Here is a 13049-nt window from a genome sequence, read left to right as displayed (position 1 = left end):
GGGAATCTTATTGCTTATCCCTGAGTCTGTTTTTGTATCCGGATATCTGGCCGTTGCAGTCATTTACCGAAAAGAATCATTTGCAGATGCCATCCACATCTCCCGGCACCGGCCAGATATGGATGCTGTTCGGTGTTTCGATCTTTCTTGGCTTCTCATTCATCATAATAATATTTTTTTCGTAATCTACTGTAAAAACAGTAATACTGTTACTTCCATGATTTGCAATGGCAATATGTTTGTTATCCGGGAAGATCATAAGATCTTTCGGATAATCACCACTGATCGGAAGAGTAAATTTCTTGGTCAGAAGGCCGGTTTCCTGGTCTACCGCATACATGGTTACTGTGTTCTCACCTGCAGTTGTGCAGAAAAGATATTTGCCATCCGCAGAAAGAGACATACCTGATGCTGCGTTGTGAATCGCATCATTGGCATCTTCTTTTCCAAGAGTGGTAATACTCTGGAGCAGCTGAAACTCCGGGTTCTTGCCGCTTCCGTCATAGCTGTATACCTTAACCTCATTGCTGAGCTCAAAAAGAAGATATGCAAATCTTCCGTCATCACTGAAACGGATAATACGAGGGCCGCTCTCTCTCGGGCAGCGAAGAATATCCACAAGTTCCAGCTTATCTTTCTTCTTGTTGATCCTGTAAATTTTCACCTGATCAATGCCATTATCTACCGCACAGAGATATTTGTTATCCGGTGTAGGGCGGACACAGTTTACATGTGGACGGAAGTTACGTTCTGCCACACTTCCAAGTCCTTTATGGAAAACACCGTCCATAACGCTTCCCAGACGTCCGTCTTTATGGGTATGTACAACCGTTACCTTGCCATCATGGTAACCTGCTACATAAAGATATCTTCCGTCTACATCTGTTGCAAGATAACAGCCTCGCATTCCGTTAATATCTACGCTGTTAATACGGGAAAGATCTCCATTTTCATCTCTCTCGAATACAGCCACACCTTCATCCTCGATGGAGTACAGATATTTACCGTTTTTGGAAACTGCCAGATGAGATGCATTGCTGACCTCTACCTCACTGCGCTCTGTCAGTGTTCCGTTCTCTACATCTACATCGTATACCTGAATTCCCTTACTGGTTCCATGGGTATATGTTCCCACGTAAGCCACGTACTTCTTTTTTCCCATAAGCTCTGGCCTCCTGCTTTCACATTCATTACGTATTTTTGTGTTTATTTTATCACAAAGTTTTTTGAAGAACAAGTTACCATCCTACTATCTTTGTGTAAATTCCTGTGCAAAATCATTTTTTTGCGGAAATTACAGATCTCCCAGGGCGCCTCTCATTGCTTCCAGAGTTTCATCAATCACTTCATCTGTGTGTGCTGTGGAAAGGAACATTGCCTCAAACTGGGACGGCGCAAGATGGATGCCACGTTTCAGCATTCCCTTGAAATATTTTGCAAAAAGATCCAGGTTGGAGGTTTTTGCGGAAACATAATCTTTTACTTCCTGATCTGTGAAGAAGATACTTGCCAGGGAAGAATCATAATTTACCTGATATGGAAGACCTTTTTCCTCCACGATTGTCTTCAGTCCGCCGTAAAGTTTCTCGCCTTTTACTGCCAGCTCTTTATAGATCTCCTGATGCTCATAGAGATATTTCAGCTGTGTGAATCCTGCTGCCATGGCAACCGGATTTCCACTTAAGGTACCTGCCTGGTATACAGGACCACACGGTGAGATCAGATCCATGATCTCTTTGCGGCCGCCATATGCACCTACCGGCATTCCTGCGCCGATGATTTTTCCATAGGTGACAAGATCCGGGCGAATGCCAAAATACTCTGCGGCTCCGCCAAAGGCAAGACGGAATCCTGTGATTACCTCATCAAAGATCAGCAGACAATTGTGCTCATCGCAAAGCTCACGAAGCCGCTTTAAGAAGCCTGGCTTCGGAGGGACCACACCCATGTTTGCTCCTACTGCTTCCACGATCACTGCTGCCACATTTCCCTCTTCCTGTTTGAGAAGCGCTTCCACGCTGGCCGCATCATTGTAGGTTGCAGTCATGGTATCCTGTGTGCAGCCCTTGGGAACACCGGCGCTGTCCGGAATACCGCTTGCCATGACACCGGAACCGGCACTTACCAGAAGGCAGTCACTGTGTCCGTGGTAGCAGCCTGCAAATTTGATGATCTTGTCTTTTCCGGTGAAACCTCTTGCCGCACGGATGGCACTCATAACAGCCTCTGTTCCGGAGTTTACCATACGAATCATATCTACATGCGGAATATGCTCACAGATAAATTCTGCAATCTCCACTTCAATTTCCGTAGCGCATCCAAAGCTCAGGCCATTTTCACAGGCTTTGATCACGCTTTCACGGATCTCCGGGAAATTATGTCCCAGGATCATCGGGCCCCAGGAATCAATATAATCCACATAGCGGTTTCCATCCACATCATAGATGTAACATTTATCTGCTTTTTCAATAAAACGAGGTGCCTCACCGATAGCTCCATAAGATCTTACCGGGCTGTTTACGCCTCCCGGTATTCTTTTTACCGCACGCTCAAATAACTGTTCTGATTTTGTCATCAGCCGATTCTCCCTTCATCCATAAGTCTTGCCAGAAGTTCTGCATAGTAGGTAAGATAGATCTGTGCGCCGGAACGGAATGCTCCGGTAGCCATCTCGCCTACGATTCTTTCCTCATCAATCCAGCCATTTGCGGCTGCAGCTTTTACCATGGCATATTCACCACTGACACTGTATGCTGCAACTGGTACATTGGTGGCTTCCTTTACCTGCCAGATCATATCCTGATATGCAAGAGCCGGTTTTACCATGATGATGTCTGCGCCTTCCTCAACATCTGTAAGGGCTTCTTTCAGGCCTTCTCTGCTGTTGTGCGGGTCCATCTGGTAACTCTTTCTGTCACCAAAAGACGGAGCAGAATCAGCCGCTTCACGGAACGGGCCATAAAATGCGGAAGCATATTTTACCGCATAGGACATAATCGGAGTTGTATAATGTCCGGCTTTATCCAGGCACTCCCTGATTGCTGCAACACGGCCATCCATCATATCGGAAGGTGCTACCATATCCGCTCCTGCCTCTACGTGGGAAAGTGCTGTTTTTGCAAGAAGATCCAGTGTTTTGTCATTGTCCACATCATGGCCGCAGAGAACGCCACAGTGTCCATGGGAAGTGTACTCACACATGCATACATCTGTTACATAATAAAGTTCCGGGAATTTCTCTTTTGCAATGCGAAGAGCTCTCTGAACAATTCCCTCCGAATCATAGGCACCGCTGCCCACTTCATCCTTATGGTCAGGAATACCAAAAAACATTACACTGCCAACACCGGCTTTGGAAAGCTGCTCCAGTTTATAGGGAAGACGGTCCAGGCTGTAACGGTACTGCCCGGTCATGGACGGAATTTCTTCCTCCTTATTCTCTCCTTCCATTACAAACATAGGATACATAAGAGAAGATTTATCCATTCTTGTCTCTCGTACCATCTTACGAAGGTTTTCGCTGCCTCTTAATCTTCTTGGTCTTTTTGTCAGTTCCATGATCATTCGCTCCTTTTCATATCCTCCACCAGCTTGACAAGACTGTCAATGGTGGCTTTTTCTGACATATATGCTTTCATTCCAAAGCTCTCAGCTGCCGCCTTCGTCTGTCTGCCGATGCAGGCCGCCTTAACCTTTGAATAATCCAGTCCTTTTGTTCCCTCCACAAAACCTTTCACAGTGGAGGCACTTGTAAATACTGCACAGCTGATCTGTCCTGTCTCAAATTCCTTTTTCTCATCAATGAGCTGGCTCTTTTCGTAAAGAGTCTGATAAGTTGGAATATCCTCAACCTCAGCCCCTGCCTGTGCAAGAAATTCCGTAAGCTTTTCGTTACCTTTTTCCGCCCGCGGGATGAGAATTTTTTCTCCGCCGGAAAGGATCTCTGAAAGTTCCTTTCCAAGGGTATCCCCGTCATATACAGACGGCACAAAATCTGCCAGAAGGCCTCTTTCTTTCAGAGCCTTTTTTGTTCCCTCACCGATCACTGCCAGACGGATGCTTCCCATAGCACGGATATCTTTTCCATGACGGACAAGTTCCTCAAAGAATACTCTTACTCCTGTAGGGCTGGTAAATACAAGCCACTGATAGGTTTCAAGCTGATCCATTGCCTGATAAAGGCGGCTCTGGTCTTCCATAGGAACCGTACGGATCGCTGGAAGTTCCAGAACCTCCGCTCCTTTTTCACGAAGCTTGTCCGCAGTTCTGGAAACCAGTTCTTTTGGCCTCGTGACAAGAACTTTCCAGCCTGCAAGAGGCAGTTCTTCATACCAGCCAAATTTTTCTGCCAGTGTACATACCTTACCTACTACTATGATCGCCGGTGTCTCAATTCCCTGGCGCTTTACCTCTTCTTCCAGGGTGGAAACTGTAGCCACGATCCGCTTCTGGCCAGCTGTCGTTCCTTTCTGCAGGATTGCCGCAGGCATATCTTTTTCCATACCTGCATTTATAAGACCGGCACAGATATCCGGAAGTGCGGAAACGCCCATCAGAAATACCAGCGTTCCCTTTGTATCAACAAGTGCACGGAAATCAATGTCATATTCTTCTCCGGCTCTCTTATGTCCTGTGATGATGTGGACTGAGGAACAGAAATCCCTGTGTGTTACCGGAACCCCGTTATATGCCGGTACTGCAATGGAAGAAGTAACTCCCGGAACCACCTCATAAGGGATCCCATTCTCCCGAAGAAGCTCCAGCTCCTCTCCTCCTCTTCCAAAGAGGAATGGATCTCCGCCTTTCAGGCGTACCACACGAAGCCCCTTCTGTGCCTCCTCAAGAAGTATCTGATTGATATTTTCCTGACGCATGATATGGTGACTGGCACGTTTGCCTACATTGATCAGCCTGGCATTTTCCGGGATTCTTGACAGAACTCCCTGACCTACCAGACTGTCATAAACGACCACATCTGCCTGTTCCAGCACTTTGAGGCCTTTTAATGTAAAAAGGCCGATATCGCCAGGACCCGCTCCTACCAGCCATACTTTTCCTGTTTTCATCTGTTTTCTCCTTTTTTTCGAAGAGTTTCTGCCAGTTCCCTGCCTAAGCTTTCCGCATCTGCCTTATTACCACGCAGTGTTCCGGTTACATAGGAACCGTCTTTTTCATTATAATAAAGTCCTCTGAGATAAAGTTCATCCCCGGAAATTTCCCCGTGGGCAGCTACCGGAGAAGAACAGCCTCCATCCAGAAGCTTTACAAAGGCACGCTCCGCACTTCCCACGGCCCAGGCTTCTTCATCACAGTAACCGTTCAGGAAACTGTAGTCCTCGCCTTTTCGTCCCTGTACCGCAAGGATTCCCTGACCTGCTGCCGGAATGATCTCATCTGCTGTAAAATACCGGTTGATCCTGGATTCCAGTCCAAGTCTCTTAAGCCCGGCCGCTGCCAGGATCAGAGCACTGTACTGACCCTCATCCAGTTTCCGGAGTCTTGTCTGAAGATTTCCACGGATACTTTTGACCTCCATATCCGGATACAGTTTCTTAAGCTGAAGTGTACGTCTCAGACTGGAACATCCAAGAGGTTTGCTTTTATCCAGTTTGGAAACTCCCTCCGGAAGTACCAGAACATCTCTTGGATCTTCTCTTCTGGAAAAAGCCAGAAGGGGAAGTTCTTCCGGAACTTCCATAGGCATATCTTTGAGGCTGTGTACGGAAAGAATACTCCTTCCGTCCATCAGTGCTTTATCCAGTTCCTTCACAAAAAGGCCCTTTCCACCAACCTTATCCAGGGTGCGGTCCAGAATGATATCCCCGGTAGTTTTCATGGTAAGAATCTCCACTTCCATTTCCGGATTTTTTTCTTTTATATAATCACGAACCATTTCACTCTGGAGTACCGCAAGTTTACTCTCCCTGCTGCCAATTATAATCTTACTTTTCTTCGTCTTCATCATCCTGCTCCTTCAGTACCTTTTCCAGCGTTTTCTGAATTTCTTCCCTGACACGCTTTGCCTTTTTGTGGTCAAGACCGCTGGCTGTAACTCCTACTACCATTTCATCTCTCATATAGATACCCGGAAAATAAAAATCACAGGATTCACGGTCGGAGGCTACATTTACATAAATGCCCTCCTCCCTACAGACACGGTGGATCTCATCATTTAATTTCCAGTCATTGGTGGCCGCAATCACCATGTAGGCACAGGCAAAATCAGAACGCTTTACAGGGCGGATATGTAAATTTACGGTCCCGGCTTTTCCAAGATCCATAAGTTCCTGTGTAACTTTTGTTGCCACGACTGTGATATTCCTTGTAAATTTCAGAAGTGTTTTTACCCGTCTGGTGGCGATATTACCGCCGCCTGCCACAACAATATTCTTGTCTGACAGATCAATAAACATGGGGAAATACGGTTTATTCTTCATAAAGTTTCTCCAGTCCTTCCACACATTCCAGAAAAACATCCTGGTTCAGGCTGTCACGAAGTCCGAAGATCAGCTTGTTCACAACCTTTCCGGCTGCCGTATCCACTGCTTTTTTCAGATTCTCCCTGTCTGAATCTTCCATGGGAGTTTTCCGGAATATTTTTTCAATTCTTAAGTTCAGATCTTCCACTGCATCGGCTTTGATTTCCTGAATACGTGGAATAATATCACGGCCATCCAGCCACTGGGAAAATTCTTCCATCTGCTCTTTTACAATTTTTCCTGCTGCTTCCAGATTATCAGCAAGTTCCTTCGGCGTTTCACTGGTACGGAAGCTGTCCATATCATAAAGTGTGATATTTTCTTTCTTTCGGATCTCCGGATCAATATCTCTCGGGACTGCCAGATCAATAAGAATCATTGGCCGTTCCACCCGTACATCCTCAAACAGCTCTTCCGTCAGTGTATAGTTGGGACTTGCCGTCGCACTGACAACCAGATCACATTCCGGCAGATAGTCCATTCTTTCCCCATAGTTGATTCTGCTGCATCCAACCGGAATGTTTACCACTCCGCTTCTGTACTGACGGATTGTAACCGTCACATCCGCACCGGCCTCCCTGAGTGTCTGTGCTGCCATTTTTCCCATTTCACCGTTTCCGATTACCATACAGACTTTATTTCTTACATGGTATCCGCCCTCCTCAAGAAAGCGGATTGCCTGATGGATCACAGAAGGATTTCCGTGGGAAAAAGGAACCTCTGTCTTGATCTTCTTTCCTGCAGTTACAGCCATCCGGAACAGCACCTCCAGAACGCTGTCTGTAGTAAACTCTTCCCTTGCAAAACTCAACGCGTCTTTTACCTGGGTAAGGATCTGGTCCTCTCCCAGAATCTGAGATTTCAGTCCGCTTGTGAGATAAAAAAGATGCTCTACAGCCTCCTCATTTTCTCGGCTGATAAAGTATTTTCGGTATTCTTCCCCTTCAATTCCTTTCAGCCTGCAAAGCCACTGATAGAGTTCCGGTTTTTCATCTTCTTCCGTGCTTACCCAGAGTTCCAGCCGGTTGCAGGTTGACAGAATAATACACCCACAGATCCCCGGCTCTTTTTTCAGCTTAAGCAGTGCCTCACCGGTATTCTTCCTGGTGAAGGCAAAAAGAGCTCTGATATCCACAGGTGCCATATTATGGTCAATTCCAAGCATGAATATACTCATGTCTTTCGTTCTCCTTTGTTTCCAGGTGGTTTCATCCACCAACGATATGTCAAGCGAATATTCGCAATTATATAACTGTATTCCCGTACATTTCTCATATGTCCGCAGTCTTCTATAATGATAAACATTTCCGCCCGGAAAGTCAACTACGATTGACAATCCTGTACCCTCCTTTTATAATAACTTCAGGTAGAAAATGCGGAAAATATATTTCAGGATGGAGGAAATCCCTGTATGAATGCAGCTTCAAAAAAAGCAATCCTCATAGTCAGTTTTGGTACAAGCTATGAGAACACCCGTAAACGGACCATCGACGCCATCGAACGTGATATCGCCGATGCGTTTCCTGTCTGTCCGGCCTATCGTGCCTGGACAAGCAAGATGATCATTGCCAAATTAAAAAAACGTGACGGAATCATTATACACACAGTAAAAGAAGCTATGGAACAAATGCTTCTCGATGGAATTACTGATGTGATCGTACAGCCTACTCATGTAATCAACGGAATTGAAAACGACCAGATGAAAGCAGACGCCCTTTCTTTCCGTGACCGTTTTTCAAGTATTGTTTTCGGAAATCCCCTTCTTACCACAGAAGAAGATAACCAGGCCGTTGTCCAGGCTGTTGCCGGTGAGTTTCAGGATATGGACCAGGAAACAGCCCTTGTTCTCATGGGACACGGAACCGAGCATTACGCAAATTCTGTTTATGCTGCCCTGGATTACCGTTTTAAAGATATGGGCCATAAAAATATCTTTCTCGGGACCGTTGAGGCTTATCCTGCCCTGGATTCTCTTCTCCGGGCTGCGGACAGCTTTCAGCCAAAAAAGATTGTTCTTGCTCCTTTTATGATCGTGGCAGGCGATCATGCACAGAACGATCTGGCCGGTGAAGGTTCGGATTCCTGGATGAACCGCCTCTCCTCGGAAGGGTATGAGGTAACTCCCGTACTGAAAGGTCTTGGCGAATATCCGAAAATCCGCCAGATTCTCGTAGATCATGTACAGCAGGCCATGGACGCTTCGATCTGATTCGAACAGAATATCTTTTTCATATCCATCATAAAAAAACTGCACCGGGATCCATCTCAGGATCTTCCGGTGCAGCTTTTTTATTTTTATGAAATTACTGGAAATTTTGAAAATTTCTGTTATTTATGCCATCAGCTCATCCAGTCTTGCTTTGACAGCAAGGATAAATTCTTTACTGTTCAGTACCTGTACATCTTTCAGGGAAGTGATCAGTGCAAGGTCTTTTGTCATCTTTCCATTCTCGATAGTATCCAGTGTTGCTTTTTCCAGTTTTCCCGCAAAGTCAGCAAGTGCTTCATTTCCGTCCAGCTCGCCTCTCTTGCGGAGTGCTCCTGTCCATGCGAAGATTGTTGCCACAGAGTTTGTGGAGGTTTCTTTTCCCTCAAGATGACGGTAATAATGTCTCTGAACCGTTCCGTGAGCAGCCTCATACTCGAAATATCCTTTCGGAGATACCAGTACGGAAGTCATCATTGCAAGAGAACCAAATGCAGAAGAAACCATATCACTCATAACATCTCCATCGTAATTTTTGCATGCCCAGATAAATCCGCCATCTGCTTTCATAACACGGGCTACGATATCATCGATCAGGCTGTAGAAGTAAGTCAGGCCGGCTTCTTCGAATTTATCTTTAAACTCTGCCTCAAAGATCTGCTGGAAAATCTCTTTAAATCTTCCATCATATGTCTTGGAAATCGTATCCTTGCTTCCGAACCATACATCCTGCTTGGTATCCAGTGCATAATTAAAGCAGCTTCTTGCAAAACTCTTTACGGAATCGTCCAAGTTGTGCATGCCACGGAGAACACCTGCTCCGTCAAAATGCTGAATCAGTTCCTTACGTTCTTCTCCGTCCTCGCTCTTAAATACAAGATATGCATCTCCTGGTTTATCAATATAAAATTCTGTATTTTTATAGATGTCACCATATGCGTGACGTGCAAGTGTGATCGGTTTTACCCAGTTCTTTACACATGGCTCAATTCCTTTTACCACAATCGGAGCACGGAATACGGTTCCGTCCAGGATGGCACGGATCGTTCCATTCGGACTCTTGTACATTTTTTTCAGATCATACTCTTCCATTCTGGCTGCATTGGGTGTGATGGTGGCACATTTTACTGCAACTCCGTATTTCTTGGTTGCTTCTGCCGCATCAATTGTCACCTGATCGTCTGTCTCGTTTCTGTGTTCAAGGCCAAGATCATAATACTCTGTATTCAGTTCCAGATATGGTGTGAGAAGTTCGTCTTTGATGATCTGCCACAGGATACGTGTCATCTCGTCTCCATCCATCTCAACTAAAGGTGTCTGCATTTTGATTTTTTCCATATTATTTTCTCCTTTTGAGGTTTATTCTCCTGTCCGGATTCCAGGTGCTCTTTCCTTTAGAATCTTTCTTTGGCACTTTTACTGTACATTGTACTCATATTTTTCATTTCCGTCAACGCTTTTATGCTTTACCACACTATGTTTATAAGAATTGTATAATAATTTAGTTTTTTATTAATTTTTCACAGTTAAATTTACCCCATCCCTGCTGATTTCTGGGAAGTCCCATATCATCCGTGCTTTCTCTTAACAACATCTTCACTTCCACGTTGGAAAGCTGCGGCTCTTTTTCCAGAAGACAGGCAATTCCTCCAGATACCAGCGGAGTTGACATGGAAGTTCCGCTCTTTATCCGGTACGTATAGGGAAGCCCCGGTGCACAGGAAGTCACACGATTTCCCGGAGCTACCAGATCCGGCTTGCATACACACTCAAAGGTAGGTCCTCTTCCGGAAACTGCCTTGTTTCCCTGCAGCATATCACTGGAACCTACGGTAATAATCTTCCGGCTGCTTCCCGGTGCTGTTACTGTGCCGTCCCCAGGCCCCTGGTTTCCGGCGGCTGCCACTACTATGAAACCTTTATCCCACAGTTGTTCCACACCTGCAAGAAGATCCGTCTGTTCATTTGCGCTGCGCGAAGTTGTTCCTACCGAAATATTGACAATGCGGATATTATAAATTTTCCCAAAATCTTCAATCCACTGAAAAGCCCGAAGTACATCTTCCCGGCTGCCATTTCCGAAACGGTCTAGAACTTTAAGCGCAACAATGCCACATCCTGGAGCTGCCCCTTTATATCTGCCCTGGGATGCCGTGCCGTCCCCGCCCAAAATCCCGCTGACATGGGTTCCATGTCCGTTATCATCATAGGGGCCTGATTTTCCTTCTGTAAAATCACAGAATGCCAAAATACGCCTGCCAAAATCTATATGTGGAAAAATCCCGGTATCCAGCACTGCCACACCGATGCCTTTTCCGGTATATTTTCTTCTATACATAAACAAAAATCTCCTGCCGGACAGATGATTTCTCTTTAGTTTATTCCGGTTACAGTCCAATGGCAACTGAAAACCGTTAAAATATCTTTGTGCTTTTTTTCATAGAATGTATAAAATCCAGTATTTTCTCCAATGCTTAACATATCTGAAAAATAAAGGAGGTTTTTCTATGCTTCTCTTTTTTCTTGTATTCTTTGGAATTCAGATATTTATTCTTTTCTGCTGTGCTGCGGCAGGTAACGATGCTGCTTCCCAGGAACTTTCCGACCAGGAACAGCTTCAGTTTATTGCGGAATGGAAAAAACAGCATCAGAAAAAGGACGTCTGCTGAAGAACGTCCTTTTTCACTGCAAAGAGGATATTCGCATTCCGCCTCGCTACATGCTCATGAACAAAATTGCTTCGTAATTTTGTTCATATGATAATACAAACCAGGCCGCCTTTGCTGTCGTTTACGATCTTCTGCATGGTATCCTGGAGTTTTACCTGGCTTTCTTCGCTGATCATGGCCAGTTTGTTCTTGATCCCATCCTCTACCAGCTGCTGGATGGATTTTCCGAAAATATTGGTCTCCCAGATGCTTTCTCCCCGGTCCGGGCTTTCCTTGATATACTTTATCAGATCTTCTGCCTGCTGCTCTGTGCCGACAATGGGGGCGATCTCCGTTTCGATCCCTGCCCGTATCATATGGATGGAAGGGCTTTTTGACCGGATCTTTACTCCGAATTTATTTCCCTGACGGATCACCTCAGGTTCCTCAATAGTGATCTCGGAAAGCTCAGGTACCACAACACCATACCCTGTTCCTTTTACCGCTTCCAGAGCAGCCTGGACTTTTACAAATTGTTCCTTCATTCCGGCCAGTTCTTTCATAGTCTGGATCAGCTCATATTCACTTTCCATGGAGATTCCGCTCATTTCACTGAGCATCTGATAATAATAAATATCTTTTACTGCGATCCGGATACGGACCGTTCCGTCGGAAAGGCTGACCTGCTCAAGAAGTGTGTCTTCCACGTACGGACTTTCCAGATGTACCGATTCTCTGGTTACATCCCGCACATGGGTAAGTCCGGTCATCTTTTCCCGGATCTCCTTTAACAGTGCTGCTTTGACTTCATGTTCCGGAGAAAGCATTTCCACCCACTTCGGAACAAACAGTTCAATCTCACTGACTGGAAACTCATAGAGGATTTTTTCCAGGATTCTGGTCACATCTTCTTTACGGAGCTGTTCACAGTTTACTGCCAGAACGGATACTCCATATTTCTCTTCCAAATTTTTTACGGTTTTTCCGGTTTCCTCGCTGTATGGAGTCTGGGAATTTACCAGAATCAGAAATGGTTTTCCCTGGGCTTTCAGTTCTTTTATGGTCTGTTCCTCTGCCGGGATAAAATTTTCTCTGGGGATCTCCCCGAAGCTTCCGTCTGTTGTGACTACAATTCCGATGGTGGAATGCTGGCTGATCACTTTTTCCGTCCCGATGCGGGCTGCATCATGAAACGGGATCGCTTTTTCCTGCCAGGGAGTTTTAACCATCCGCTCCCTGCCCTCTTCCACATTTCCGGATGCATCTTTTACCAGAAAACCTACACAGTCAATAAGTTTTACCCGGATTTTCTGGTTTTCCCCTATGGATACTTCCACTGCTTCTTTTGGAATAAATTTGGGTTCTACGGTGGTAATCATTTTGCCGGCACCGCTAAGTGGCAGTTCATCCTGAAGCTCCGCTCTTTTTCCCTCGCTGATCGATGGCAGCGCCACCAGCTCCATAAATCTCCGGATAAATGTGGATTTTCCTGTACGGACCGGGCCCACAACCCCTATGTAGATATCTCCGCCCGTCCGCGCCTGGATATCACGGTAAACCTGAAAGTTTTCCATATAAAAAAGCCTCCCTGCATATACTGGCCTGTAAGTTCCGGGAACCGTCTTAAAAAAGACAGTTCCCGCATACCACAGTATATGCCCGGAAGGCTTCTTATATGCTGCTGTTCACCGGGAACAGCAGCTCTTTGTATTCCTC

12 protein-coding genes are annotated in these 13049 nt (G+C 45.6%); 2 read left to right on the top strand and 10 right to left on the bottom strand.

Annotated elements, in window-relative coordinates; all coding sequences use genetic code 11:
- Positions 1-76 precede the first annotated feature (76 nt).
- The 7 genes from GPK88_RS15505 to hemA all read right to left on the bottom strand — a co-directional run bounded on the left by GPK88_RS15505 (position 77) and on the right by hemA (position 7656).
- Positions 77-1162: a lactonase family protein gene (locus GPK88_RS15505; RefSeq protein WP_021977696.1), complete on the bottom strand. Its 1086-nt coding sequence runs from the start codon at positions 1160-1162 to the stop codon at positions 77-79.
- A 132-nt stretch (positions 1163-1294) separates the two neighbouring features.
- Positions 1295-2575 (bottom strand): glutamate-1-semialdehyde 2,1-aminomutase, encoded by a 1281-nt coding sequence (gene hemL / locus GPK88_RS15500; RefSeq protein WP_173762607.1) that lies wholly within the window; start codon positions 2573-2575, stop codon positions 1295-1297.
- Complete coding sequence (gene hemB / locus GPK88_RS15495; protein ID WP_148447192.1) at positions 2575-3558, bottom strand: porphobilinogen synthase; 984 nt, start codon at positions 3556-3558, stop codon at positions 2575-2577. Before hemB ends, hemL begins: the two co-directional genes overlap by 1 nt.
- A 2-nt stretch (positions 3559-3560) precedes the next feature.
- Positions 3561-5066 (bottom strand): uroporphyrinogen-III C-methyltransferase, encoded by a 1506-nt coding sequence (gene cobA / locus GPK88_RS15490; RefSeq protein WP_173762606.1) that lies wholly within the window; start codon positions 5064-5066, stop codon positions 3561-3563.
- Positions 5063-5965, bottom strand: a complete 903-nt coding sequence (gene hemC, locus GPK88_RS15485) for a hydroxymethylbilane synthase (RefSeq protein WP_148447196.1) — start codon at positions 5963-5965, stop codon at positions 5063-5065. Before hemC ends, cobA begins: the two co-directional genes overlap by 4 nt.
- A complete protein-coding gene (locus tag GPK88_RS15480) occupies positions 5943-6437 on the bottom strand; it encodes a precorrin-2 dehydrogenase/sirohydrochlorin ferrochelatase family protein (protein WP_215708012.1) in 495 nt (164 codons plus the stop codon). Before GPK88_RS15480 ends, hemC begins: the two co-directional genes overlap by 23 nt.
- Complete coding sequence (gene hemA, locus GPK88_RS15475) at positions 6427-7656, bottom strand: glutamyl-tRNA reductase (RefSeq protein WP_177289711.1); 1230 nt, start codon at positions 7654-7656, stop codon at positions 6427-6429. Before hemA ends, GPK88_RS15480 begins: the two co-directional genes overlap by 11 nt.
- Positions 7657-7890: 234 nt before the next feature.
- Between hemA and GPK88_RS15470 the strand changes: the two genes are divergently transcribed.
- Positions 7891-8688 carry a sirohydrochlorin cobaltochelatase gene (locus tag GPK88_RS15470; RefSeq protein WP_195567392.1) on the top strand — a complete coding sequence of 266 codons (798 nt, stop codon included), beginning with the start codon at positions 7891-7893 and terminating at the stop codon, positions 8686-8688.
- Positions 8689-8811: 123 nt separating this feature from the next.
- On the opposite strand, the gene GPK88_RS15465 is transcribed toward GPK88_RS15470, so the two are convergent.
- The gene (locus GPK88_RS15465) at positions 8812-10023 is read right to left on the bottom strand and encodes an NADP-dependent isocitrate dehydrogenase (RefSeq protein WP_215708011.1); all 1212 of its coding nucleotides are present in this window, start codon (positions 10021-10023) and stop codon (positions 8812-8814) included.
- A gap of 163 nt (positions 10024-10186) precedes the next feature.
- Positions 10187-11023 carry a S8 family peptidase gene (locus GPK88_RS15460; RefSeq protein WP_215708010.1) on the bottom strand — a complete coding sequence of 279 codons (837 nt, stop codon included), beginning with the start codon at positions 11021-11023 and terminating at the stop codon, positions 10187-10189.
- A 169-nt stretch (positions 11024-11192) separates the two neighbouring features.
- Between GPK88_RS15460 and GPK88_RS15455 the strand changes: the two genes are divergently transcribed.
- On the top strand, positions 11193-11354 hold the full coding sequence (locus GPK88_RS15455; protein ID WP_173762604.1) for a hypothetical protein: 162 nt from the start codon (positions 11193-11195) through the stop codon (positions 11352-11354).
- Between the two features lie 83 nt (positions 11355-11437).
- Here GPK88_RS15455 and spoIVA read toward each other — a convergent pair whose 3' ends face one another.
- Positions 11438-12907, bottom strand: coding sequence for a stage IV sporulation protein A (spoIVA, locus tag GPK88_RS15450; RefSeq protein WP_148447207.1), 1470 nt, complete (start codon positions 12905-12907; stop codon positions 11438-11440).
- Positions 12908-13049 lie beyond the last annotated feature (142 nt).

The organism is Blautia sp. MCC269 (genome assembly GCF_018785655.1).
In the GTDB taxonomy this organism is placed as follows: domain Bacteria; phylum Bacillota; class Clostridia; order Lachnospirales; family Lachnospiraceae; genus Blautia_A.
The sequence above is the reverse complement of the archived record's forward strand: the minus strand, read 5'-3'. Positions and strand labels throughout refer to the sequence as shown.